Origin of the sequence: Qipengyuania sp. SS22 (genome assembly GCF_025736935.1) — a bacterium.
Taxonomy (GTDB): domain Bacteria; phylum Pseudomonadota; class Alphaproteobacteria; order Sphingomonadales; family Sphingomonadaceae; genus Qipengyuania.
This window is the reverse complement of the sequence record NZ_CP107048.1, coordinates 2,099,861-2,124,251: the sequence shown is the minus strand read 5'-3', so window position 1 is coordinate 2,124,251 and position 24,391 is coordinate 2,099,861. Positions and strand designations below refer to the sequence as shown.

General features: G+C 64.2%; 24 protein-coding genes. 9 read left to right on the top strand and 15 right to left on the bottom strand.

Annotation, left to right across the window (positions count from 1 at the left end):
* Nucleotides 1-54: 54 nt before the first annotated feature.
* The 6 genes from N6L26_RS10590 to N6L26_RS10565 all read left to right on the top strand — a co-directional run bounded on the left by N6L26_RS10590 (nucleotide 55) and on the right by N6L26_RS10565 (nucleotide 7,265).
* The gene (locus N6L26_RS10590; protein ID WP_263605537.1) at nucleotides 55-348 is read left to right on the top strand and encodes a hypothetical protein; all 294 of its coding nucleotides are present in this window, start codon (nucleotides 55-57) and stop codon (nucleotides 346-348) included.
* Nucleotides 345-644 (top strand): DUF1153 domain-containing protein, encoded by a 300-nt coding sequence (locus N6L26_RS10585; protein WP_253520798.1) that lies wholly within the window; start codon nucleotides 345-347, stop codon nucleotides 642-644. Before N6L26_RS10590 ends, N6L26_RS10585 begins: the two co-directional genes overlap by 4 nt.
* A 137-nt stretch (nucleotides 645-781) precedes the next feature.
* Entirely contained in the window at nucleotides 782-1,045 is a 264-nt protein-coding gene (locus N6L26_RS10580) for a GlsB/YeaQ/YmgE family stress response membrane protein (RefSeq protein WP_263605536.1), read from the top strand.
* Nucleotides 1,046-1,294: 249 nt separating this feature from the next.
* Nucleotides 1,295-2,497 (top strand): efflux RND transporter periplasmic adaptor subunit, encoded by a 1,203-nt coding sequence (locus tag N6L26_RS10575; protein ID WP_263605535.1) that lies wholly within the window; start codon nucleotides 1,295-1,297, stop codon nucleotides 2,495-2,497.
* Between the two features lie 14 nt (nucleotides 2,498-2,511).
* Nucleotides 2,512-5,988 carry an efflux RND transporter permease subunit gene (locus N6L26_RS10570; protein ID WP_263605534.1) on the top strand — a complete coding sequence of 1,159 codons (3,477 nt, stop codon included), beginning with the start codon at nucleotides 2,512-2,514 and terminating at the stop codon, nucleotides 5,986-5,988.
* 65 nt (nucleotides 5,989-6,053) lie between these two features.
* On the top strand, nucleotides 6,054-7,265 hold the full coding sequence (locus tag N6L26_RS10565; protein WP_263607292.1) for a DUF445 domain-containing protein: 1,212 nt from the start codon (nucleotides 6,054-6,056) through the stop codon (nucleotides 7,263-7,265).
* Nucleotides 7,266-7,275: 10 nt separating this feature from the next.
* On the opposite strand, the gene N6L26_RS10560 is transcribed toward N6L26_RS10565, so the two are convergent.
* From N6L26_RS10560 to N6L26_RS10550, 3 genes are read right to left on the bottom strand one after another with little or no spacing between them, the layout of a single operon-like run.
* Nucleotides 7,276-8,199, bottom strand: a complete 924-nt coding sequence (locus N6L26_RS10560; RefSeq protein WP_263605533.1) for an energy transducer TonB — start codon at nucleotides 8,197-8,199, stop codon at nucleotides 7,276-7,278.
* A gap of 58 nt (nucleotides 8,200-8,257) precedes the next feature.
* Nucleotides 8,258-9,187 (bottom strand): electron transfer flavoprotein subunit alpha/FixB family protein, encoded by a 930-nt coding sequence (locus tag N6L26_RS10555; RefSeq protein WP_263605532.1) that lies wholly within the window; start codon nucleotides 9,185-9,187, stop codon nucleotides 8,258-8,260.
* A gap of 29 nt (nucleotides 9,188-9,216) precedes the next feature.
* Nucleotides 9,217-9,963: an electron transfer flavoprotein subunit beta/FixA family protein gene (locus N6L26_RS10550; RefSeq protein WP_253520784.1), complete on the bottom strand. Its 747-nt coding sequence runs from the start codon at nucleotides 9,961-9,963 to the stop codon at nucleotides 9,217-9,219.
* Between the two features lie 227 nt (nucleotides 9,964-10,190).
* Between N6L26_RS10550 and N6L26_RS10545 the strand changes: the two genes are divergently transcribed.
* Nucleotides 10,191-10,673 (top strand): DUF6265 family protein, encoded by a 483-nt coding sequence (locus tag N6L26_RS10545; RefSeq protein ID WP_263605531.1) that lies wholly within the window; start codon nucleotides 10,191-10,193, stop codon nucleotides 10,671-10,673.
* A gap of 71 nt (nucleotides 10,674-10,744) precedes the next feature.
* Here the strand turns inward: N6L26_RS10545 and sucC are convergent, their stop codons facing one another.
* Nucleotides 10,745-11,944 carry an ADP-forming succinate--CoA ligase subunit beta gene (gene sucC / locus N6L26_RS10540; protein ID WP_263605530.1) on the bottom strand — a complete coding sequence of 400 codons (1,200 nt, stop codon included), beginning with the start codon at nucleotides 11,942-11,944 and terminating at the stop codon, nucleotides 10,745-10,747.
* Between the two features lie 117 nt (nucleotides 11,945-12,061).
* On the opposite strand from sucC, the gene N6L26_RS10535 reads away from it, so the two are divergent.
* Nucleotides 12,062-12,838, top strand: coding sequence for a 3'(2'),5'-bisphosphate nucleotidase CysQ (locus tag N6L26_RS10535; protein WP_263605529.1), 777 nt, complete (start codon nucleotides 12,062-12,064; stop codon nucleotides 12,836-12,838).
* 60 nt (nucleotides 12,839-12,898) lie between these two features.
* On the opposite strand, the gene N6L26_RS10530 is transcribed toward N6L26_RS10535, so the two are convergent.
* Entirely contained in the window at nucleotides 12,899-13,594 is a 696-nt protein-coding gene (locus N6L26_RS10530) for an OmpA family protein (RefSeq protein ID WP_263605528.1), read from the bottom strand.
* A 184-nt stretch (nucleotides 13,595-13,778) separates the two neighbouring features.
* Here N6L26_RS10530 and N6L26_RS10525 point away from each other — a divergent pair, with 184 nt between their 5' ends.
* Nucleotides 13,779-15,092, top strand: a complete 1,314-nt coding sequence (locus N6L26_RS10525) for a hemolysin family protein (RefSeq protein WP_263605527.1) — start codon at nucleotides 13,779-13,781, stop codon at nucleotides 15,090-15,092.
* 270 nt (nucleotides 15,093-15,362) lie between these two features.
* Here the strand turns inward: N6L26_RS10525 and N6L26_RS10520 are convergent, their stop codons facing one another.
* From N6L26_RS10520 to N6L26_RS10475, 10 genes are all read right to left on the bottom strand, one after another.
* Nucleotides 15,363-15,773 (bottom strand): DUF3035 domain-containing protein, encoded by a 411-nt coding sequence (locus N6L26_RS10520; RefSeq protein WP_263605526.1) that lies wholly within the window; start codon nucleotides 15,771-15,773, stop codon nucleotides 15,363-15,365.
* A complete protein-coding gene (gene lspA, locus N6L26_RS10515; RefSeq protein WP_263605525.1) occupies nucleotides 15,773-16,321 on the bottom strand; it encodes a signal peptidase II in 549 nt (182 codons plus the stop codon). The genes N6L26_RS10520 and lspA overlap by 1 nt, the downstream gene beginning before the upstream one ends.
* Nucleotides 16,318-19,161: an isoleucine--tRNA ligase gene (gene ileS / locus N6L26_RS10510; RefSeq protein ID WP_263605524.1), complete on the bottom strand. Its 2,844-nt coding sequence runs from the start codon at nucleotides 19,159-19,161 to the stop codon at nucleotides 16,318-16,320. Before ileS ends, lspA begins: the two co-directional genes overlap by 4 nt.
* 135 nt (nucleotides 19,162-19,296) lie before the next feature.
* Nucleotides 19,297-20,223, bottom strand: coding sequence for a bifunctional riboflavin kinase/FAD synthetase (locus tag N6L26_RS10505; protein WP_263605523.1), 927 nt, complete (start codon nucleotides 20,221-20,223; stop codon nucleotides 19,297-19,299).
* Nucleotides 20,220-21,407: a dipeptidase gene (locus N6L26_RS10500; protein WP_263605522.1), complete on the bottom strand. Its 1,188-nt coding sequence runs from the start codon at nucleotides 21,405-21,407 to the stop codon at nucleotides 20,220-20,222. The genes N6L26_RS10505 and N6L26_RS10500 overlap by 4 nt, the downstream gene beginning before the upstream one ends.
* Nucleotides 21,404-21,883: a dihydrofolate reductase gene (locus N6L26_RS10495; protein ID WP_263605521.1), complete on the bottom strand. Its 480-nt coding sequence runs from the start codon at nucleotides 21,881-21,883 to the stop codon at nucleotides 21,404-21,406. The genes N6L26_RS10500 and N6L26_RS10495 overlap by 4 nt, the downstream gene beginning before the upstream one ends.
* Nucleotides 21,880-22,935 (bottom strand): 5-(carboxyamino)imidazole ribonucleotide synthase, encoded by a 1,056-nt coding sequence (locus tag N6L26_RS10490; protein ID WP_263605520.1) that lies wholly within the window; start codon nucleotides 22,933-22,935, stop codon nucleotides 21,880-21,882. Before N6L26_RS10490 ends, N6L26_RS10495 begins: the two co-directional genes overlap by 4 nt.
* On the bottom strand, nucleotides 22,935-23,429 hold the full coding sequence (gene purE / locus N6L26_RS10485) for a 5-(carboxyamino)imidazole ribonucleotide mutase (RefSeq protein ID WP_263605519.1): 495 nt from the start codon (nucleotides 23,427-23,429) through the stop codon (nucleotides 22,935-22,937). The genes N6L26_RS10490 and purE overlap by 1 nt, the downstream gene beginning before the upstream one ends.
* A 1-nt stretch (nucleotide 23,430) precedes the next feature.
* Nucleotides 23,431-24,117, bottom strand: coding sequence for a 2,3-diphosphoglycerate-dependent phosphoglycerate mutase (gpmA, locus tag N6L26_RS10480; RefSeq protein WP_263605518.1), 687 nt, complete (start codon nucleotides 24,115-24,117; stop codon nucleotides 23,431-23,433).
* A 37-nt stretch (nucleotides 24,118-24,154) separates the two neighbouring features.
* The gene (locus tag N6L26_RS10475) at nucleotides 24,155-24,298 is read right to left on the bottom strand and encodes a hypothetical protein (RefSeq protein WP_263605517.1); all 144 of its coding nucleotides are present in this window, start codon (nucleotides 24,296-24,298) and stop codon (nucleotides 24,155-24,157) included.
* Nucleotides 24,299-24,391: the final 93 nt, after the last annotated feature.

Here is a 24,391-nt window from a genome sequence, read left to right as displayed (position 1 = left end):
GGCCATAGGAGATGTTTCACCGAACGTTTACTATGGGTCGTTATCCACAGCCTCATGTTCGAGGGCCGCACCAACGAAAAACCTGCTCACCAACCGCGTGAAAGCTCGGATCTGCACCAGTTTCGCTGGACCGATCTGGTCGCCAAGCTCGCCGCGACTCGCGAATTGCGAGACGAACTCGGCAAGGTCGAGGGCGGCTTCAATGCTTTCGGTGAAGCGCGCCGGGAAAACAGCGACGAAAGTAAACGGACCGTTAACCATGCTGCTTTAAGCGATGGCAAAGCCGCGCGTTTAAGTCGTGGGGACGCCGCAAACGACGCGGTGCATGGCGATAGAGAGAAAGAATGATCGAAAACCAGGACATCCGCCCTGCACAGGTGATCGGCCCCCTCGGGGAGCCGCTGACCATTGACGACCTGCCTTCTCCCAAAACGAAGCGTTGGGTGGTTCGCCGCAAGGCCGAGGTCGTGGCGGCGGTCAATGGCGGCCTGCTGACGATCGACGAGGTGCTCGAGCGCTATTCGCTGAGCCTCGAGGAGTTCGCTTCATGGCAGCGCGCGGTCGACCGTTCGGGCATGCAGGGCCTGCGCGTTACGCGTATCCAGCATTATCGCGACCTCTATGAACGCCAGCTCAAATACTGATCCTGCCCCCGCCGCGGTGGGGGAACAATTTGACAAGCCTTACGCTCCAAGTTCATCCTCGACAGGAATTCGGGGAACCGCTCGTCGCACTGGTCCGTTAGAAGACGCAATGTGAGAGTAAAGCAGGAGGAATAAGAATGGCTTGGATTATCGCTATTATCGTCGGCGGGATCATCGGCTGGCTCGCTAGCCTGGTCATGAATCGTGATGCCTCGATGGGCATCTTCTGGAATATCGTCGTCGGCATCGTCGGCTCGTTCATCGGCAAGTTCATCGGTTCTCTGATCGGTGTCGGCTCGACGCTGACCGAATTCAGCGTCCCGGGCCTGCTGATGTCGCTGCTCGGCGCCATCGTGCTGCTCGGTATCGCCAACATGGTCCAGCGCGGCCGCGTTCGCTAAGCGACCGAAGATCTGATTTTCGTTGGGCGGGGCGTCGTATGACGCTCCGCCCTTCGTTTGTCCGGGTCGCGGCACCACGCGGGGTGTGGTGCCAGGGCGACATTCGTCCACCCCTGCATGCTCCCGGTCGAACCCTCAATTGCCCTAACGCGGGCCTCCGTCTATCGCCTCAGTTCGAAATTCTTGCGCTAAGTGATATAGCAATGTAACACACTGCTTGTTCGCAGCGCATCTGGGGCAGGGTACGACATGAATTACGAGTCTAAAGTGACGGCCGAGAAGGGCGACCCGATCGCGGTCGGTTTCGACCCCGATGCGGAAGAGTACGAGGCGAAGCGCGGTTCGGACCGCCGCAAGGTGCTGATCATCGCCGGTCTTCTCGTGCTCGGCCTCGCCATCGCCGCCTTCTTTGTCATGCGCAGCAATGGTACCGCCACGCCCGCGGGCGATGAAAACGCCCAGGCGCCGACCGTGACCGTCATTACCCCCGGCCAAACCACTGTCGAGGGACAGATCACCGCCACCGGCACGCTGTCCGCGCGCCGCGAAATGCCCGTCGGCGTCGTCGGCGAAGGCGGCCGTGTCGTCTCGGTGCCGGTGGATGCCGGCGACTGGGTGCGCCAGGGCCAGGTGCTCGCGAGCATCGACCAGTCGGTCCAGTCGCAGCAGGTCCAGAGCGCCGGCGCGCAGATCCAGGTCGCGCAGGCCGATGCCGATCTGGCGCAGGCCAATCTCGATCGCGCGCTGCAGCTGGTCGAGCGCGGCTTCGTCTCCACCGCCGATGTCGATCGCCTGACCGCAACCCGCGATGCCGCCGTCGCCCGCGTTCGCGTGGCACAGGCCCAGCTTGGCGAGCTGCGGGCGCGCAACGCCCGCCTCAACATCCTCGCTCCGGCGTCGGGCTATGTGCTCGAGCGCAATGTCGAGCCCGGCCAGACGGTCAGCGCCGGATCGCCGCCCCTGTTCCGTATCGCCCGCGGCGGCGAGATGGAACTGCTCGCGCGCCTCAACGAGGATTCGCTGACGTCGATCTCGGTCGGAACCTCGGCGCAGATCCGTCCCGTCGGGACCGACAAGCTTTTCACCGGCCAAGTCTGGCAGGTCTCGCCGACCATCGACGAACAAGACCGCCAGGGCACGGCGCGTATCGCGCTTTCCTATGCCGAGGGTCTGCGTCCGGGCGGTTTCGCCACCGCGACCATTGCCAGCGGCACGGTCGTCGCGCCGATCCTGCCCGAAAGCGCGGTGCTGTCGGATCGTGACGGCGCCTATGTCCTGATCATCAATGGCGAGGACAAGGCCGAGCGTCGGTCGGTTACCACGGGTACGGTCACCTCGCAGGGCATCGTCATCGCCGAGGGCCTGACTGGTTCGGAGCGCGTCGTACTGCGCGCCGGCGGCTTCCTCACCGAGGGTGAGACGGTCAAGACGCAAATGGCCGAAGCCGACTAAGCAGGGGTAACTCGATGAACTTCCGCAACATCTCCGCCTGGTCGATACGCAACCCGGTCATCCCGCTGGTCGCTTTCACTGCGCTGCTGCTTGCGGGCCTGATCAGCTTCGCCCGGATGGACGTGGTCAACAATCCGGATATCGAGTTCCCCGCGGTCAACGTATCAATCTCGCAGCCCGGCGCCGCGCCGACCGAGATCGAGAACCAGATCACCCAACTCGTCGAATCCGCCGTGCGGTCGATCAATGGCGTTAACTCGATCAATTCGACCGCTCGCGAAGGCAGTTCGAACACCTTTATCGAGTTTGAGATCGGTACTGATCCCAACGATGCGGTGGCCGAGGTCAAGAATGCGGTCGATACGGTCCGTGGGTCGTTGCCCGACGGAATTCTCGAGCCGCGCGTGACCAAGGAAGAAATCTCTGGCGGCTTCCTCGCGATTTACGCGGTCGAAGCCGACGACATGACGATCGAAGGGCTCAGCTGGTTCATCGATGATTCGGTGGCCAAGCAATTGCTCGGCATCGAGGGCATGGCCGAGGTCAACCGCTTCGGCGGCGTCGATCGCGAAATCGAAGTCATCCTCGACCTTGCGCGAATGCAGGCGCTGGGTGTCACCGCCAGTCAGATCAATGGTCTGCTCCGTCAGAGCAATGTCGATGCTGCTGGCGGGATGGCGGAGGTTGGCGGGACGCGCCAGTCGGTCCGTGTTCTCGGCAACAGCGACGATGCCTATGCGCTCAGCCAGCGCCAGATCCAACTCGGCGGCGGGCGTACGGTCAAGCTCGCCGATGTTGCCACGGTCCGCGACGGCTATTCGGAGCGGACTTCGATCAGCAAGGTGCGGGACAAGGAAGTCGTCAATTTCGCGATGAGCCGCGCCAAGGGCGCTTCCGACGTAACCGTCTTTGACGAGGCACTGGAAAAGATCGCGGAGATCGAAGCCGCAAATCCAGGTGTGAAGTTCATCCCGCTGTTCAACACGGTCAAATACACCGAAGATCAGTACGAAAGCGCCATGGCCGCGATGATCGAGGGTGCGATCCTTGCGGTAGTCGTGGTGTTCTTTTTCCTGCGTGACTGGCGCGCAACCGCGATTTCCGCGGTCGCCATCCCGCTATCGGCGATCCCGACCTTCTGGTTCATGGATTTGCTGGGTTTCAATTTGAACCAGCTTTCATTGCTGGCGCTTGCGCTGGTTGCCGGCGTGCTGGTCGATGACGCGATCGTCGAGATCGAGAACATCGTCAGGCATATGCGCATGGGCAAGACCGCCTATCAGGCGTCGATCGATGCGGCCGACGAGATCGGGTTGCCGGTGGTCGCGACCAGCTTCTGTATCGTCGCCGTGTTCTTCCCGGTCGGCGCCATGCCCGGCATTTCGGGGCAGTTCTTCAAGAACTTCGGTTTTACCGTGGTGGTCGCGGTGCTGATGTCGCTCGCGGTCGCGCGCATGATCACGCCGATGCTGGCGGCCTATTTCCTGAAAGCGAAGGGGCAGGCCGCGCATGGCGAAGGTCCGATGATGGACCGCTATATGAATGTGCTACGCTGGTCGCTCGACCGCGGCAAGATGTACGCTGCGCGGGAGAATATCGAAGGGCCGCGCAAGCGTTGGCTCTATATCCTGTCGTTGCTGATGGTCGTGCTCGCGGCATTGGGCATTTCTGCGATGGCCACGTTCACGGCGTCGGGTCTGATCCAGGGCCTTGAGCTGACCGATCTGATAACCGGCGGCAATCCCGACGCGGGCGGGTTTGCAAACTTCATCGCCACGCTTGTCGGGGTCGTCCAATTGGCCTTGGCGCTGGCGATCGGCCTGCTCGCAGCGCTCGCTTTCTTCCGCGTGACCGGTTTCATCCTCCGCCGTCTGGGCGGCCACATGGCGCAGGCCTGGCAATATCTCTATGCGCGCTTCCTCGACCACCGTGTGTGGATGCTCGGCGTCGGCTATTTCGCGCTGCTGCTGACGATCCTGCTGTTCGGCATCGTGCCGGCGCAGTTCCAGCCGAACATCGATGACGAGAACAGCCGTGTCGAAATCGAAATGGTCCCGGGTACGACGCTGGAGACCACCGAGCGGGTGACCGATCAGGTCGCCGATATTCTCTATGCGCAGCCCGAAGTCGAACTCGCTCTCGAACGGGTTCGCGAAGGTCAGGCGACGCTCTATGTGACGCTCAAGCCCGATCGCGAACGCACCTCGATCGAATTCGAACGCGCTTTGGCGCCGACCTTCGCTCAGATTGCCGATGCGCGGGTACGGTTCGCCTCGCAATCGGGGGGCTTCGGTTCGGGCCGCGACATGACCGTGATGCTGGCCGGTTCGGATCCCGAACAGCTCAACCAGACCGCGGCTACGTTGGTCGAGCAGATGAAGGGGATCGACATGCTTGTCGCCCCGCGCATCAGCGCCGATATCAACCGGCCCGAGCTCATCATCGAACCGCGCGAAGATCTCGCCGCCGAACTCGGTGTCACTACCGTCGCGATCAGCCAGACGATCCGTATCGCAACGATGGGCGAGATCGAGCAGAACGCGGCCAAGTTCTCGCTGTCGGATCGCCAGATCCCGATCCGGGTCAAGCTGCCAGAGCGTTCGCGCGAGGACCTTGAGACGATCAAGAGCCTTCCGGTCCAGACCGCGAATGGCGGCTCGGTGCCGCTGTCGCGGGTTGCCGATGTCTCGTTCGGTTCGGGGCCGACGACCATCCAGCGGTACAACCAGAACCGCCGCGTACTCATCGGCGCCGACCTGGCGCAGGGTGTGATCAAGGGCGAAGCGCAGGCCGAGATCGACGCGCTCCCGGTCTTGCAGGACCTTCCGCAGGGCGTGATCCGCGATGTCGTGGGCGAAGACGAATGGCAGCAGGAACTGGTCACCAGCCTGATGATTGCCATCGTTTCGGGCGTGCTGCTGGTCTTCGCGGTGCTCGTGTTGCTCTACAAGCGATTGATGAGCCCGCTGGTCAACATGACCAGCCTCGCGCTTGCGCCGCTGGGCGGTATCCTGCTCGTCTGGCTGTTCGGCCAGCCGCAATCGATGCCCGTCTATATCGGCATTCTTTTGCTGCTGGGCATCGTCTCGAAGAACTCGATCCTGTTGATCGACTTTGCGATCGAGGAGATGGACAAGGGCACGCGCAAGCTCCACGCGATCATCGATGCGGGCCACAAGCGCGCCCAGCCGATCGTCATGACCACCGTCGCTATGACGGCGGGCATGGTCCCGACCGCGCTGTCGGGCGTGCTTGGCTCGGGCGATGGTGCCTGGCGTGCCCCCATGGGCACGGTCGTAATCGGCGGCTTGCTGCTGTCGACCGTCCTGACGCTGCTGATCGTGCCTGCCGGCTTCAGCCTGGCCGATGGTTTCGAAAAGCGCGTGGGTCCGTGGATGCGCCGCCGCCTGCTGACCTATAATGAAGGCGACGACACTCGCGGTATCATCGGCGACGGTTCGCCCGAGCCGGGGGTCGAACCCGCGGAGTGAGCGACGCCGTGCCTGCGGGGCTGCACAACGCCGGCCCCCCGATACCAGCGGACCGCGCGCGCATGATGCGGCGGACGGCGACCGGGCTGATCGTGCTCATGGCGGCGCTGTTCCTGTGGTCGGGGCGCTATCTCGAGTTTCATCCCGCCTGGGGCTATCTGCATGCCTTCGCCGAGGCCGCGATGGTCGGCGGGCTGGCCGACTGGTTCGCGGTCACCGCGCTGTTCCGCCATCCGCTCGGCCTGCCGATCCCGCATACAGCGATCATTCCCGAGAACAAGGACCGCATCGCCGACACGATGGCGGGCTTCCTGCGCGAAAATTTCCTCACTCCTGCTGTGGTCGGACGGCGGATGGGCGCGATGAACCTCGCGCATGCGGTCGGCAGCTATCTCGCCGATCCCAACGTGACCAAGGATTCGCGGATCCGCGCGGGCGCGGGCGAACTCACGATCGAAGTGCTCGAATCGCTCGACCCCGACCGGCTGGGCACGCAGGTGCGCAGCGGGATCAAGACGCAGCTCGGCAAGCTTGAAATCGCCCCGCTGCTGGGCGGCATGCTCGATGCAATGATCGCCGATGGTCGCCACAAACCGCTGATCGACAAGATCATCCGCTGGGCAGGGCTGGTGCTCGAAGACAATGAAGCGATGGTGCGCGACATGGTCCACAAGCGCGCCAATGCGGTGCTGCGCTTCACCGGTCTCGACGAACGCCTCGCCAATTCGGTGCTCGACGGGCTCTACAAGCTGCTGGCCGAAGTGCTGGTCGACCCCGACCATCCGCTACGCACGAAGATCGAGGAGGGGCTGCAGGAGCTTGCGCACGGCCTGCGCGAAGATCCCGAAATGCAGGAGCGAGTCGAGCGCATGAAGCGCGAGCTGCTCGACAACCCCGCGATCGGCGACTGGTGGCAAGGCGTGTGGGAGCGACTGCGCGCCAACCTAATCCAGTCGATCCGCAGCACGGATGGCGGCGGCACGGGCTATCTGGGTGAAACGCTCGCCGAACTTGGCTCCGCCCTGCGCGACGACGCGCGGCTGCAGCGCCAGGTCAACCGCTTCGCGCGCCGCACGGCGGTGGGTATCGCGACGCGCTATGGCGACCAGATCGTGCAGCTTGTTTCCGAGACCGTGCGCCGCTGGGATGCCCGGACGATCACCGACCGCGTCGAAAGCGCGGTGGGCCGCGACCTCCAGTTCATCCGCATCAACGGCACGCTGGTCGGCGGGTTGGTGGGGCTGACGATCCACGCGCTGGGTATTTACGTGCTCTGAGGCGCGGCCGTTAGTTCATGCGATACGCAATGGTTGCTGCGAAGAAGGAATCCATCGGGGCACCGTCGATATCGATAGCGGGCTCGAATTTCCCGACAATCATGAACTCTTTGCAGGCGCGATCGTTGAATTCCTCGGCAAGCGATACATTGACGATCCGGCAATCGGTGATCGCGCCGGTCTTGTCGATCAGCACGCGCAGGCTCAGATCGGCCTGCTTGCCCCAGCGTTCGGCCTTGCCCGGATAGTATTGCTGGATACGCCCTGCGATCTCTTCCATATTGAGCGGCTTGGGAGCTTTCGCGCGACGCTCGTGGGCTTCAGCATCCACACCCCAGGTGCCTACCAGGTCGGTCATGCAGGTGTTCAGCAATTTAAAGAGCTGGCCAAGAGTGCCGGTTTCGAGGCGCCGTGCGGGCCGTTTGCCGCGGCGGAATTCCACCCACTCGATCGACCGGCCTTCCTCGACATCCAGAAAACCCAGTCCGATCGGGTCGCCGGGCTTTTCCGCCTCCGGCGCGTTCTCGTCGTCCTTCTTTGAGCCACGCTTCGAATCGAAGCCTGGCTCGCGGATCGAACTGGCTCGATAGGCCCGGCCGAAGCTGCCCAGCCTTGCGTGCTTCTTGCCGTCCATTTCCCAAGCCTCGAGACCCGGGCCAAACTGAATAGACAGCGGTCCACCCGATTTCAGGTCTTCCGCTACTGTGCCGGCCATGACCCACCGGGGAGACGTCGATGGCGTTATTTGTTCAAGAAACAGGATTGTGCGATCGCTGCCCTCGCCGAATGTGCGTGCAGCTTGGCAACGATTGGGTGCGAAGTTGACTTCCCACGGCGCCGTAGGTGCGATGACGATGGGCTCCGGGTCCTGGGCCACCGCCGGAGAGGCTAGCCCCATTCCCAATGCAACAATCGATAAAAGTCCGAAACGCAAAGAAAAACCCTCCCGACATGGTGGTCGGGAGGGTTAGCGATTTTGCGTTGATTTTCAATCAGAGCTTGTCGGTCAGTTCCGGCACTGCCTTGAACAGGTCAGCCACGAGGCCGATGTCCGCGACCTGGAAGATCGGGGCGTCTTCGTCCTTGTTGATGGCGATAATGGTCTTGGAATCCTTCATGCCCGCAAGGTGCTGGATCGCGCCCGAGATACCGATGGCAATATAGACTTCGGGAGCGACGATCTTGCCGGTCTGGCCGACCTGGTAGTCGTTGGGGACGTAGCCCGCGTCGACTGCCGCGCGGCTCGCGCCGATTCCGGCACCGAGCTTGTCGGCGAGCGGGGTGATGACCTGTTCGAAGGTTTCCGAATCCTTCAGCGCACGGCCGCCCGAGACGATCACCTTGGCGCTGGTCAGTTCGGGGCGATCGCTTTCGGCGATTTCCTCGCTGACGAAGGTCGAGATGCCCGCATCGGTCGGACCCGAAACGTCCTCGATCTCGGCCGAGCCGCCTTCGGCAGCGGCCTTTTCGAAGGCCGTGCCGCGCACGGTGACGACCAGCTTGGCGTCGGACGATTCGACCGTCGCAATCGCGTTGCCGGCATAGATCGGGCGGGTAAAGGTCTTGTCGCCTTCGACCGATAGAATGTCCGATACCTGCATCACGTCGAGCAGCGCGGCGACGCGCGGAGCGACGTTCTTGCCGGTCGTGGTGGAAGGCGCGACGAAGGCATCGTGATGGCCCATCAGATCGGCGACCAGCGGGGCGACGTTCTCGGCCAGCGTATGTTCGTAGGCGGCATCGTCCGCAAGGTGCACCTTGCCCACGCCGGCGATCTTGGCAGCTTCCTCGGCCACCGCGCGGCAACCCGCACCGGCAACCAGCAGGTGGACTTCGCCGAGCTTGCCCGCGGCGGTTACCGCGGCCAGCGTGGCGTCTGCGACATGGGCGTTATCGTGTTCGACCCAGACGAGAGTTTTCATGTGTCTATTCCTTTCGTGTCCGGGCGGGCTCAGGCGATCCCGAGGGCCTTGATCTTGGCGACGAGTGCATCGACGTCCTCGACCTTTTCACCCGCCTGCCGGACCGGCGGTTCGGAAACATTGGTCGTCGTCAGGCGCGGCGCAGTATCGACGCCGTAATCGGCCGGGCTCTTGGTATCGAGCGGCTTCTTCTTCGCCTTCATGATGTTGGGCAGCGAAGCATAACGCGGCTCGTTGAGACGCAGGTCGGTGGTGACGATCGCGGGCATGGTGAGCTTGACCGTCTGCAGACCGCCATCGACTTCACGCTTTACCGTGACGCTGTCGCCCTCGACCTCGACCGTATTGGCGAAGGTGCCTTGGGGACGTCCCATCAGTGCGGCGAGCATCTGGCCGGTCTGGTTCGAATCGTCGTCGATCGCCTGCTTGCCAAGCATTACGATTCCGGGTTCTTCTTCCTTGGCGATGGCCTGGAGGATCTTGGCGACAGCGAGCGGTTCGACCTGGTCATCGGTTTCAACCAAGATCGCGCGGTCGGCGCCCATGGCGAGCGCGGTGCGCAGCGTTTCCTGCGCCTTTGCCGGACCGACGCTGACGACGACGATCTCTTCCGCCTTGCCTGCTTCCTTGATGCGGATGGCTTCCTCGACGGCAATTTCGTCGAAGGGGTTCATGCTCATCTTGACGTTGGCGAGGTCGACGCCCGAGCCGTCGGCCTTGACGCGCGGCTTGACGTTGTAATCGATCACCCGTTTCACGGGGACGAGGATTTTCATGCGATACCTTCCTCTCGATAGAATCTGTGGCGCCCGCCTATCTCGCGTTTACGTAAACGTCAAGTAAGCCGGATGCGGTGAATGCGACGCTTACCGTAATCCCTTGCGCTATGCGCGGGGTGGGTCAAGCGGCGCTGGCCTTCATCTTTACTATGGGTGGCGGCGGGATTAGTTTCGCCGCTCTCGACGGGAGGAAGGCAATGCGCGTCTGGACGATTTTGACGGCCGTGTCTGCGCTTGCCGCCGCACCGGTGGTTGCCCAGGAAACGCGTCTCGCCGCAGACCATCATGTCCCCCCACCAGCAGCGATCCAGCAGCTCGACTGGCTGGTCGGTCACTGGTCGGGCGAGGGTATCGCAGGCGCTACCGCGCATGAAAGCTGGCTGCCGCCCAGCGGCGGAACCATGGTCGGGACCTTCGTTCAGGAAACCGGCGAGGGTGAGGTCATGTTCACCGAGCACATGTATCTGACCGAGGAAGACGGCTCGCTCGTCGTCAAGCTCAAGCATTTCAATCCCGACCTCACCGGATGGGAGGAAAAGGACGATATGCTGCGCTTCCGCCTGGTCGCGGTGGAGGATTGCGCGGCCTATTTCAGCGCACTGACCTTTCGCTGCGATGGCGACGACGGGATGGTGGTCGCCGTGCGCATGAAGAGCGAAGGCGACGCGGTCGAAGAGCTGGTGTTCCGCTTCCGGCGCAACGACTGACGCCGGAAATGCGAAGGGCGGACCCTGCCGGGCCCGCCCTTCTAAACCTTACGCGGCAGCGGTCGAAGCGATCAGGCCGCCTTCTTGACCTCGGCCACGATCTTCTTCGCGGCATCGCCCAGATCGTCGGCACTGACGATCGGCAGGCCCGAATTCTCGAGGATGGACTTGCCTTCCGCGACATTGGTGCCTTCGAGACGCACGACCAGCGGAACCGAGAGGTTCACGTCCTTCGCCGCCTGGACGATGCCATTGGCGATGACGTCGCACTTCATGATGCCGCCGAAGATGTTGACCAGAATTCCCTCGACCGCGGGGTCCTTGAGGATGATCTTGAACGCCGCGGTGACCTTCTCGGTGGTGGCGCCGCCGCCCACGTCGAGGAAGTTGGCGGGGAAGGCGCCGTTTAGCTTGATGATGTCCATCGTCGCCATGGCAAGACCCGCGCCATTGACCATGCAGCCAATGTTGCCGTCGAGCTTGATATAGGCGAGATCGTATTCGCTCGCTTCGACTTCGGCCGGGTCTTCCTCGGTTTCGTCACGCAGCGCTTCCACATCCTTGTGCCGGAACAGCGCATTGCCGTCGAAGCTCATCTTCGTGTCGAGCACGAGGAGGTTGGAGTCCTTGGTTTCGACCAGCGGGTTGATCTCGAGCATTTCGCAATCGAGATCCATGAAGGCGGTATAAAGCTGCTTGGACAGCTTCTGCGCCTGCTTGTTGAGATCGCCGGTCAGCTTCAGCGCGAAGGCCACGGCGCGGCCGTGGTGCGGCATGAAGCCCTGCGCCGGGTCGATGGTGATGGTGGTGATTTTCTCGGGCGTCGAATGCGCGACTTCCTCGATATCCATCCCGCCTTCGGTCGATACGATCAGGGCAACGCGGCCAGTGGCGCGATCGACGAGCATCGACAGGTAATATTCTTCGGCAATGTCGACGCCGTCGGTGACATAGAGGCGGTTGACCTGCTTGCCCGCATCGCCGGTCTGCACGGTCACCAGCGTATTGCCGAGCATGTCCTTGGCGTTGGCTTCGACATCCTCGATGCTGGTCGACAGGCGGACACCGCCCTTGGCATCGGGGCCGAGTTCCTTGAACTTGCCCTTGCCGCGACCACCGGCATGGATCTGCGCCTTCACGACATAGAGCGGTCCGGGCAGCTGCTTGGCACCGGCGACCGCTTCCTCGACGGTCAGCGCAGCATGACCGGCGGGGATGCCGATACCGTACTTAGCGAGCAGTTCCTTGGCCTGATATTCGTGAATGTTCATGGAGTGCGTCGTCCTTCGCGTGATGCGCGTGGGGTAATGGGAGTCGCAGCGGCCATAAGCATGTCTGGGCGCGCTTGAAAAGGCCCGCATTCGGGTGCAGGGCCGCGCCACACGCACATGATCGACAGCCAACGCCTCGAATCCATCGTCTCCGAAGCCGGGAGGATCGCCTACGACCTGTGGCCGGGGGCTGGCAACGCGCTGGATGCATGGGAGAAAAAGCCCGGCGATCCGGTGTGCGAGGCAGACCTTGCGGTCGATGCTTTTCTCAAGCGCGAACTCGGCGCGCTGCTCCCGTCGGCGGGCTGGTTGTCGGAAGAAACCGCCGACGATCCAGCCCGTCTCGAGCATGACCTGATCTGGCTGGTGGACCCAGTCGACGGGACGCGCGACTTCATTCGCGGCCGTCCCGGCTGGGCGGTATCGGTCGCGCTCATCAGCGGCGGACGCCCGCTGATCGGGACGCTCTGCGCCCCTGCGCGCGGCGAAACCTGGCGGGCAGTCGCGGGGCAGGGCGCGTTCCGTAACGGGCAGCCGCTCTCGGCTTCGATGCGGCGCGAATTCGCGGGGTCGCGGGTTCCGGCGCATGCCTTGCCCAAGACCGATACCGATCTGGTCACGGTCGACCAGCCCAATTCGATTGCGCTGCGCATCGCGATGGTCGCTGCCGACGAGGCCGATCTGGTGGCGACGGTGCGCTGGGGGTTCGAATGGGATATCGCCGCAGCGGGCATGATCGCGCGCGAAGCGGGCGCGGCAGTGAGCGATGCCTATGGCAACAAGCTCGATTACAACAAGCGCGATCCGCGCGCCTTCGGGGTGCTGGTCAGTGCACCCGACATCCACACCGCTGCGGTCGCGCGTCTGGCAGAGCGGCTCCACGCGCAGACATGAAAAAGGGGCCGGTCAGAAACCGGCCCCCAGTTCGTGCGATCTTCCAAAGGGCCCGAGGCCTTACATCCCTTGGGACTGTGCGGCTTCGACGTCCTGCTGGTCGAAGGGGATGATCTTGATTTCAACGCGGCGGTTGAGCGGCTGGTTGACGTTGTCGGCGGTTGCCACCTTCAGCCGGGTTTCGCCAAAGCCCATCCAGCGCAGGCGTGAGGAACTGACCCCGCGCGAAGTCAGGTAATTGGCGACGGCCTGCGCGCGCTGTTCGGACAGGCGCTGGTTCGAATCGGCCGAACCGACGGTATCGGTATGCCCGTAAACGTCGACCAGGCTGTTGGGATATTGCGTCAGGCTGCTGGCCACGCGGTCGAGCAGATCGCGGAACCCCGGCGAGATGGTGTAGCTGCCGGTGGCGAAGGTCACGCCGTCGGGCAGGTTGACGAGGATCGCCTCGCCGCCATCGGTTTCGGTCACGTCGACACCCGAGCCGGCGGTCTGTTCCTTCAGTTCCTTGACCTGCTGGTCCATCTTGTAGCCAACCACGCCGCCGGCGACACCGCCCGCTGCTGCCCCGACAATGCGTCCGGTCTTGCCGCCGATGACGCCGCCGAGCAATCCGCCCACGACAGCACCGCCAGCCGTGCCGAGCACGGTGCGCGAGATTTTCTTCTCGCCGGTATTGGGGTCGGTGACACAGGCCGACACGGTCATCAGGGACACGGCGGCCAGACTGGCGGTAAGAATGCGCGATTTGTTCATGTAATTCTCCTCCTCTGAGGTGGCAGGTGGCCCTGTCCGGGATCGCTGCCGGGCGAGTGATACCGGACGCGCCCAACCCGCGTCACTGTTCATCCAACCTCCCAGCGACCCGCCAGTTCCACCGCGCCGGAAGATAAGTCATCCGAGGCTGGCAGCGCAGGGCTTTTGTGCTAGCGACGCGAGGGTGACAACTTTTCCCTGGACCGACCTGCTGATCATCGCGGGGCTGATCGTGCTCAACGGCGTTTTCGCCATGAGCGAACTCGCCATCGTCTCGGCGCGCACCGCGCGTCTGCGGTCCGCTGCGCAGCAGGGTAATCGCGGGGCGCAGATCGCGCTCACGCTGGCGGCGGAGCCGGGCAAGTTCCTCTCGACCGTACAAATCGGCATCACGCTGATCGGGATCATCGCGGGTGCCTATTCGGGGGCCAGCCTCGGCGGACCGGTGGGCGAGCGCTTGGCCGCGCTCGGCGTTCCTGCAGACTGGGCGCCCCAGGCTGGATTCGCGACCGTGATCGCGCTGACCACCTACCTCAGCCTGGTGGTCGGTGAGTTGGTGCCCAAGCAGGTCGCGCTGCGCGCCGCCGTGCCGATCGCGATCTACATGGCGCGGCCGATGGCGGTGCTGGCCAAGGTCGCTGCGCCACTTGTGTGGCTGCTCGATGCATCGTCGGGCCTGCTTATCCGTCTGCTTGGCGTGCGGCCCGCGGGCCAGAGCGCGGTTACTGCCGAAGAACTGCATATGCTGTTTGCCGAGGCCACGCGCAGCGGCGTTATCGAACACGAACAGCACCAGATGCTGCAGGGCGTCGTCCGGCTGGCGCAGCGCCCGGTCCGCGAGCTGATGACGCCGCGCACCGAGGTCGACTGGATCGATATCGCTGCCGACGAGGCGGCAGTGCGCGCGGTGCTCGACGCCAGTCCGCACTCGCTGCTGCCCGTGGCCGAAGGGTCGCCCGACCGGGTGCTGGGCGTGGTCAAGGTGCGCGATATCCTGTCGCGCCTTATCGCCAACCAGCCCGTCACGATTGCCGATCTGATGATCAAGGCCGAGGTCGTGCCCGACCAGCTCGATGCGGTCGATGCCTTGCGCGTGTTGCAGCAGGCCGAAGTCGCGCTGGCGATGGTCCATGATGAATACGGCCATCTCGACGGGATCATAACGCCGGTCGATTTGCTCACCGCGCTGGTCGGCGATTTCGCGAGCGATCAGGACCCTGGCGATGCGCCCGGCGTGGTCGAGCGCGCCGACGGGTCGTTACTCGTTTCGGGCTCGCTCTCCGCCGATGTCCTAGCCGACCGGCTGGGCATCGAATATGGCGGCGACCGCGAATTCGGCACCGCGGCGGGCTATGCGCTGCATGTACTCAAGCGGCTGCCGGGCGAAGGTGACTATTTCACCGACCAGGGCTGGCGCTTCGAGGTGATCGACATGGATGGCCGCCGGATCGACAAGCTGCTGGTGAGCGGCGAAGCGGGCGAAAAGCCCGGGGCTTAGTTTTTGTGTTTCGCACCGACATCCGTCGGTGCGTCTTCGGGGCTGTTCCTCCGCTTCGCTCCGGGCCCCTGCGGGCGGGCGGTCGCCCTTGCCGTCCGCTGGTCGCGGACGGGACTCGCACGAGGAAGCCATTCCACTCCATCCGAGCCAAAGGCGAGGCAAGCGCGACCGCGCGCCCGCAGCGACGCGCCCGCAGGGCGTGTGAGCGAGGATAGCCTAAGGGCCCGGACGGGCCCGCCGGCGCATGAGGCTAAACCAATATAATCAAAACTAACCTGGGATAACCGCCGCGGCGCTGGCGCCGTCGCCTTCGGGCGCGGCGATGATGTCGCGGGTTACGCTGCCCTTGGCCACGGTTGCGGTCGCGGGATCGCCAACCGCGCTGCGGATGCCCGGAGCAGCTGCCCCGGCGCGTTCGAGCATGCTGGTTTCGACGCTGCTACGCGCCTGCGGGCCACCGAAGAGCGCTTCGAGCGTCTGCGATGCGGCGCTGCCCTCGGACGGGCGCGGAGCGCCGGGCTGCGGGGGCACGAGGTTGAAATCGGGCGGAACCACCAGCGGCGCCTGGCGCTGCACGGCAAACTCGTCGGGCCGGTCACGGTTGAGCAGGCCGCCACCACCGCAGGCTGCGGTCATGGCACCGAGGCCGGCGATCAGGGCGATACGGGCGAATTTACTCATCACTTGCTCTCCGCGGCGTCGGCCGCCTTGGTGTTCATGAGGCCATCGACCTCTTCGCCGTCCTTGTCGCGCATGAGGAACGCACGTGCAAGGACGATGACTACGCCGATGGTGATAGCCGCGTCGGCGACATTGAAAATCAGGAAGGGGCGGAAATCGCCGAAATGCAGATCGGCGAAATCGACGACATAGCCGAGTTCATAGCGGTCCTTGATATTGCCCAAAGCCCCGCCGAGGATCAGCGATAGTGCAAGGATATCGCCGAGCAGTTTCTCGCGCAGCATCCATAGGGTCACCACCAGCGCGATCACCGCGGTCACCAGCACCAGCCCCCAGCGCATTTCGGGCGAGGTTGCTTCGAACATGCCGAGCGAGACGCCGAAATTGCGCGTGAAGCGCAAGTCGAAGATGGGCAGCAATTCCATCGCTTCGCCAACCCGGTCGATGCCGAGCGTCTTGGTGACGTAATTCTTGCTCCACTGATCGATGACGAAGATCAGCAACGCGATCACACAGCCGATCAGGCGGTTCTTCAGCACCGGGGTCATTCGACGGCATCCAGCTCGGCGACCGCGGTTTCGCAGCGGTCGCACAAATCGCCATCTTCCTCGACGCTGGGCAGCAGGCGCCAGCAGCGCCCGCACTTGCTTTCATCTGTCCGCGTGACCGTCACCGTGTCGCTATCGCCGCGCGTGACTGACGCGGTGATGAACAGTTCTGCCAGATCGGCATCGCTGAAGCCTTCGGGTACCGCCGCGGCGGGAACCACCACATCGGCTTCCAGACCTGAGCGGATGACCTTGTCGCGCCGCAGCGGCTCGATCGCTTCCATCACGGTCTCGCGCAGCTCGCGCAATTTGTTCCACCGCGCGCCGTCGGCGGCCACACCCGGCACTTGCGGCCATTCGAGCAGGTGGACGCTGCCGCCATCGGGATAGCGCGTACTCCACACCTCCTCGGCAGTGAACACCAGCACCGGGGCGGTATAGCGGACCAGCGCGTGGAACAGCAGGTCGAGCACGGTGCGATAGGCGTTGCGCTTCACGCTATCGGGCCCGTCGCAATAGAGCACGTCCTTGCGGATATCGAAGTAGAAGGCCGACAGATCCTCGTTGCAGAAATCGACCAGCAGGCGGGTATAGGCGTTGAAGTCGTAATTCTCCGCCGCGTGGCGCAGCTTGCCATCGAGGTCGGCGAGCAGCGCGAGGATATAGACTTCGAGTTCGGGCACTTCGCCGACATCGCCCATATCGCCGACAAAGCCGTCGAGCGCGCCGAGCAGATAGCGGAAGGTGTTGCGCAGTTTGCGGTACTGGTCACCCGCGCCCTTGAGGATCTCGTCACCGATGCGGTGGTCCTCGGTCGAATCGACGCTGAGCGCCCACAGCCGGATAATGTCCGCGCCGTATTGCTCCATGACCTTGAGCGGATCGATCGTATTGCCGAGGCTCTTCGACATCTTGCGCCCGTCGCTCGCCATGGTGAAGCCGTGCGTCAGCACTTGGTCGTAGGGCGCGCGGCCGCGCGTGGCGCAGCTTTCGAGGAGGCTGGACTGGAACCAGCCGCGATGCTGGTCGCTGCCTTCGAGATAGAGGTCGGCGGGCCATTGCAGCGCCGGCCAGCGATCGCTTTCGAGCACGAAGGTGTGGGTGCAGCCCGAATCGAACCACACGTCGAGGATGTCGCCGACCATCTCGTAATCGTCGGGATTGTAGGCCTCGCCGAGGAACTCGGGCTTGCGCGCCTCGTCCCAGGCATCGACGCCGTCCTCGCGCACCGCGGCGATCACGCGTGCATTGACCTCGGGGTCCTGCAGATAGTCGCCCGTGCCGTTCTTGACGAACAGCGTGATCGGCACGCCCCAGGCGCGCTGGCGGCTCAGCACCCAGTCGGGGCGGCCTTCGACCATCGAGCCGATCCGGCGGCGGCCCTTTTCGGGGATGAACCGCACACGTTCGATCTCGGACATGGCGCGGCTGCGCAGCGTGCCGCCGCCGCCCAGTTCCTTATCCATCGGTACGAACCACTGCGGCGTGCAGCGATAGATGACCTTGGCTTTCGAACGCCACGAATGCGGGTAGGAATGCTGGTAATCGTCGCTCGCGGACAGCAGCGCACCTGCTTCGCGCAGGTCGCTGCAGATCGGGCCTTCCGGTGAGTTAAAGGGCTTGTTGATGACGCTGCGGCGGCGTTCCTTGCCGTTCTCGTCCAGATCGCCCGCGCCGAGCCATTCCCAGTCGTCGCGATAGCGCCCGTCGGCCATGACCGCGAAGACTGGCTCGAGCCCATTGGCGCGGCACAGCAGGAAGTCGTCCTCGCCATGGTCGGGTGACATGTGGACGAGGCCCGTACCACTGTCGGTGGTGACGAAGTCGCCCGCGAGGAAGGGGCGGGGCCGGGCGTAGAACCCGCCGAGATGGTGCATCGGGTGGCGGGCGGCGGTCCCGGCGAGTTCGGAGCCTTGGATGAGCGTTACCCGCTCATCCCATTGGTCGGCTTCAGGCCACGGCTCTATGGGTTGACCACTCGGGGCCGTTGTTATGCGCTTGATGAATTCGGCTGCAAGATCGCGAGCCACAAGGTATTTGGCGTTCGGCCAAGCGATAAGCGCATATTCAATCTCCGGCCCATAGGCCAAAGCCTGATTCACCGGGATCGTCCACGGCGTGGTCGTCCAGATCACCGCATGTGCGCCGACCAGTTCCGGGATTGCTGATTCCGTGATCTCGAAGGCCACGTCGATCTGGGTCGAGGTGATGTCCTCATATTCGACCTCGGCTTCGGCCAGCGCGGTTTCCTCGACCGGGCTCCACATCACCGGCTTCGAGCCGCGATAGAGATTGCCCGCCTCGGCGAATTTCATCAGCTCCGCGACGATCGTCGCCTCGCTGTCGAACTGCATGGTCAGATAGGGATTGTCCCAATCGCCCATGATGCCGAGCCGCTTCAATTGCTCGCGCTGCACATCGACCCATTTCTGGGCATAGGCGCGGCATTCGGCGCGGAATTCGGCGGGCGGGACCGCTTTCTTGTCGAGCTTCTTCTTGCGGTACTGTTCCTCGACCTTCCATTCGATCGGCAGGCCGTGGCAATCCCAGCCGGGGACATAGGGCGCGTCCTTGCCCAGCAGGTTCTGCGTGCGGCAGACCATGTCCTTGAGCGTGTGGTTGAGCGCGTGCCCGATATGCATGTCGCCATTGGCGTAGGGCGGGCCGTCGTGCAGCACGAAGGTCTCACGCCCGGCGCGCGCTTCGCGCAGCTGCCGGTACAGCCCCTCTTCCTCCCAGCGCGCGGCAATCTTCGGCTCCTTAGCGGGGAGGCCGGCCTTCATGGGGAAATCGGTCTTGGGCAGGAAGACCGTGTCTCTGTAATCGCGCTTCTCGGACATATAGGCGAGCCGTTAGGCCAAACCCGCTCCGCAATAAAGACTTTCGTCACCCCTGCGCAGGCAGGGGCCCAGATAAGCTTGCGGAGTGCGTAAGGGTGAGATCAGCTGGACCCCTGCCTGCGCAGGGGTGACGCTCTACGCCAGCAGCCGCCGCGCCTCGTCGCAATCCCGCTCCATCTGCGCGATCAGTCCATCGAGACTGTCGAACTTGGCCTCGCCGCGCAAGAAATGGTGGAAGGCTACTTCGATCTCCTGTCCGTAAAGATCGCCGGAGAAGTCGAAGAAAAAGGGTTCGAGCAATTCCTTGGGCGGGTCGAACTGCGGCCGCACGCCGATATTGGCCGCGCCCTTCAGTTCCTGCCCGGTAGCGAGCACCCGGCCGGTCACCGCATAGATGCCGTATCGCGGGCGCAGATAGTGTTCGACCGGCAGGTTGGCGGTGGGATAGCCGATCTCGCGCCCGCGCTTGTCGCCATGCTGGACCACGCCGCGGATCACGAAGGGGCGGGTCAGCAGCCGCGCGGCCTCCTGCGGGTCGCCATCGCGCAGGGCATCGCGCACGCGGCTGGAGGACACCGCTGCGCCCCGGTCCATCACCGGGGGCACCGCGCGCGCTTCGATCCCGCTGTCCTTGCCGAGGCTGACAAGCTTGTCGAAATTGCCGCCGCGCGCCTTGCCGAACGTGAAATCCTCGCCGGTCACGACCCCGGCCACGCCAAGATGGTCGCCAAGCAGCTTGTGCACGAAATCCTCCGCCGTCGTACCCGCCAGCTCGCCGTCGAAATGGAACACCAGCATCGCCGTCGCGCCAGCGGCGAGATAGAGTTCCTGCCGCTGTTCGAGCGTGGTCAGCCGGAAGGGCGGTGCATCGGGCTTGAAATGGCGCACTGGATGCGGATCGAAGGTGGCGATGATCGAGGGGCGGCCCTCTTCGCGCGCCCAGCGGATCGCCTCACCCGCCACCGCCTGGTGGCCGAGGTGGAAGCCGTCGAAATTGCCGAGCGCGACGACCGCGCCGCGCAGGCTTTCGGGTAGCTGTTCACGGTGGTCGAGAAACCTCATTCCGCGCTCTCCAGTGGAACCAGCCCGGCGCGGATGACCCGCAGTGCATTGCCGCCCATCGTCGCCCGGATTTCGTCGGGCGTGAAGCCCTCGTCGAGCAGCGCCTGCGTTACCTGGAGCAAGTGCGCGGTGTCGAAACGCACTGTCGTGGCTCCGTCGTAATCGCTTCCCAGCGCGACATGTTCGATCCCGACGAGGTCGCGGACATGTTTCATCGCCTGCGCCGCCGAGCGCGGACTGGTGTCGCAGACCGCCCCGTCCCAATAGCCAATCCCCACCACGCCGCCGGTCTTCGCGACGCCGCGGAGCTCGGCATCGGTCAGGTTGCGGTTGACCTTGCAGGTTGCCTGCACCCCGCCATGGCTCGACACGACCGGGCGTTTTGCCATCGCCAGCACGTCGGCAACGCATTGGTGACTGCAATGCGCGATGTCGACGATCATCCCCATGCGCTCCATCCGGCCGATCACCTCGCGGCCCATCGGCGTAAGGCCGCCCTTGCCGAGCCCGTGCATCGATCCGGCGAGTTTGTTGTCGAAGAAATGGGTGAGACCCGCCATGCGCATCCCCGCGTCGTAGAGCGTGTCGAGATTGTCGGGATCGCCCTCGAGGCTTTGCAGCCCTTCGGCGCTGAACAGCGCGCCGACCGGCCTGGGGCCACCCTTGCCTTCGCGGGCGAGCATCAACCGCCGGACATCGTCGGGCGTCCATATCTGGTAGAGCTCGCCGCGCCCCTCTTCGATCGCGGTCTCGAGCTTCTGCGCATGCCAGAGCGAGCGTTCGAGCAGGCTGTTCCAGGTGCGCATGGGCTGAAGCTGCGCGATGGTGAGCAGGGTGATATTGTCGCTATCGGCGCCGTTGGCGTCGTAATTCTGGTCCTTGGGGGTCTTGGTCACGCTCGAGAAGACCTGCAGCGCGACATTGCCTTCGCGTAGTCGAGGCAAGTCGACATGCCCGCGCCCCGCGCGTTCGAGCAGGTCGCGCTTCCACAGGAGTGTATCCGAATGCAGGTCGACGATAGCGAGTGTCGCGTGGAGAGCCTTGGCCTCGTCCGACACTTCGATCAGCGGCTCGCCGTCGACCTGGTTCATCCCCCGCTCGACCACGCCGGGGGCGAAGATGAAGAAAGCGGCCAGCGCAAGGACAACCACTCCGGTCAGGCCGAGGAACAGCTTGCGCTTCACGCTGCGCGTTCCAGCGTGACGAAGCTATAGGCGGGGTGTTCGTCGGTGCCCCCGAAGTCCTCGCGGCCAACCATTTCCCATCCCGGGCCGGGCGCGGACATGAAAGTGTCGCCCTCGAAATCGGCGTGGATCTCGGTCAGTTCGATGCGGTCGGCATGCGCGGCAAACACATCGAAGATCGCTGCCCCGCCGATTACCGCAACGTCGTCGCCACCCGCCAGCGCCAGCGCTTCCTCGACCGAGCGCACGACCTCGGCGCCAGTCGAATCCCACCGCTCGCGCCGGGTCAGTACGATATGGCGGCGTCCCGGCAGCAGACCGGGCAGACTCTCGAAGGTCTTGCGGCCCATGATCATCGGCTTGCCCATGGTCAGTGCCTTGAACCGCTTGAGGTCGGCAGGCAGGTGCCACGGCAGCGCGCCGTCGCGGCCGATGCAGCCGTTGGCGGCGCGGGCATAGATCAGAAACAGGCTCACCGTTCGAGCCGGGTCACATGGCCCATCTTGCGGCCCGCCCGAACCTGGGCCTTGCCATAATCGTGCAGGTGCGTGTCGGCGGTCTCCAGGTGGCCGTGTGCCCCCTTTATGTCCTTGCCCACGATATTGCTCATGGTGACCGTTTTCGCGGCCGTTGCGGTGTCCCCCAGCGGCAGCCCGGCGACTGCCCGGATGTGATTTTCGAACTGGCTCGTGACCGCGCCCTCGATCGTCCAATGCCCTGAATTGTGCACCCGCGGGGCCATCTCGTTGAACACCGGTCCGTCGCGCGTGGCGAAGAATTCGAGCGTCAGCACGCCGACATATTCGAGCGCATCGGCGACCTGCCGGGCAAGTTCGCGCGCCGGTTCTACCTGCGCCTCGATCGGTTCGCCGGCGGGCAGCGTCGAGGTGGCGAGCACCCCGTCCTCATGGCTGTTGCGCGGCGAATCCCAGAAGCTGATCGCGCCGTCCTGTGCGCGCACGAGGATCACCGAGAACTCGGCTTTGAACTCGACGAAGGCTTCGTACACCAGCGGTGTCTCGGGCAGGCTCAGCCCCGCGACATCGCGGTCCGAACCGATCCGCCACTGGCCCTTGCCGTCATAGCCATCGCGCCGCGTCTTGAGGATGCCGGGCACCCCCAGCCGGTCGACCGCGGCTTCGAGGTCGGCGCGCGAATCGACCCGCGCATACGCGGCGGGCCGTCCGCCGAGGTCTTCGACGAAGCGCTTTTCGGCCAGCCGGTCCTGGGCAGTTTCAAGCGCGCGGGGATGGGGGAAGGTGCGGCTGGCGGGCATGGCCTGCGCGGCCGGGACGGGGACATTCTCGAATTCCCAGGTCACCACATCGCATTGCGCGGCAAAGGCGGCGAGCGCCGCGGTGTCGTCCCACTTGTTGTGGAACACATCGTCGCACACCTGGCTCACGACATTGTCGCCTTCGGGGGCATAGGCAATGCAGCGATAGCCCAGTTGCGCCGCGCTCATGGCCATCATCCGGCCAAGCTGGCCGCCCCCGAGAATCCCGATCGTACCGCCGCGCTTCAGCATCAGTCGACGGGACGCTCGGTCACCGCCGCACTGCGCGCCGCGCGCCAGTCCTGCAGCCGCTGCGACAGGTCGGCGTCATGATTGGCGAGGATCGCCGCAGCAAACAGGCCTGCATTGGTGGCACCGGCCTTGCCGATCGCCAGCGTTCCCACGGGGACCCCGGCCGGCATCTGTACGATCGACAGCAGGCTGTCCTCGCCCGACAGCGCCCGCGACTGGACCGGTACACCGAGCACGGGAACATGCGTCAGCGCGGCGATCATGCCGGGCAGGTGTGCGGCTCCGCCGGCACCCGCGATGATAACTTCGAAGCCCGCGGCAGCCGCGCCCTTGGCGAAGTCATACATCCGCTCGGGCGTGCGATGCGCGGAGACGATGCGGACATCGGTGGCGACGCCGAGCTCGCCGAGCACTTCGGCGGCGCAGGTCATGGTGTCCCAGTCGGACTGGCTGCCCATGACAATCGCAACCTTGGCGTTCCCCGGGGCAGTCACCTCAGCTATCCTTCAGGTAATAGCGTTCGCCGGTCACCTGCGTGCCGTCGAATTCATAGATGATCGGCTGGCCGGTGGGAATCTCGAGCCCGGTAATCTCGTCGTTCGAGATGTTCGACAGGTGCTTGACCAGCGCGCGCAGCGAATTGCCATGCGCCGAAATGATCACCGTCTCGCCCTTGCCAAGCTGCGGCAGGATCGCTTCCTCCCAATAGGGCAGGACACGTTCGATGGTGAGCTTGAGGCTTTCGGTGTGCGGAACGTCGATCCCGTCATAGCGCGGATCGTCCGCCAGATCGAAAGTGCTCCCCGGCTCGAGCTCGGGGGGCGGCACGTCGAAGCTGCGACGCCAGATGTGCACCTGCTCGTCGCCGTGACGCTCGCGCGTTTCCTGCTTGTTGAGCCCGGTCAGCCCGCCATAATGCCGTTCGTTGAGGTGCCAGTCGCGCGTCACCGGGATCCACAGCCGGTCGCAGGCCTCGAGCGCGATATTGAGCGTCTTGATCGCGCGTTTCTGGACGCTGGTGAAGGCAATGGTGGGCAAGACGCCCTTGGCCTTCATCAGCTCGCCCGCCTCGCGCGCCTCGACCTCGCCCTTTTCGGTCAGGTCGACATCCCACCAGCCGGTAAAGCGGTTGGCGAGGTTCCACTCGCTTTGCCCGTGACGGACGAGGATCAGCTTGGACACTGGGAGGCTCCCGTAATTCCCCTAGGAGCAAGGCGCGTTAGCTGCCCGCATCGTCATTGGAAAGGGGGTGTGCGTCCGATTCGCGCATTTCGCGGCCCTGCGCTTTGCGGCGACGCAGGTTCTCGCGAAGTTTTGCGGCAAGGCGCTCCTCACGGGTCATTTCTTCTTTTTCAGCGGCCATCGCGCAACTCTTCGGCAAATCGCGCGCGATAAGCAACCTAAGGTTGACTTATCCCGCGTCTCTGCCAATAGCGCGCGCCTCCACCCCGCGATG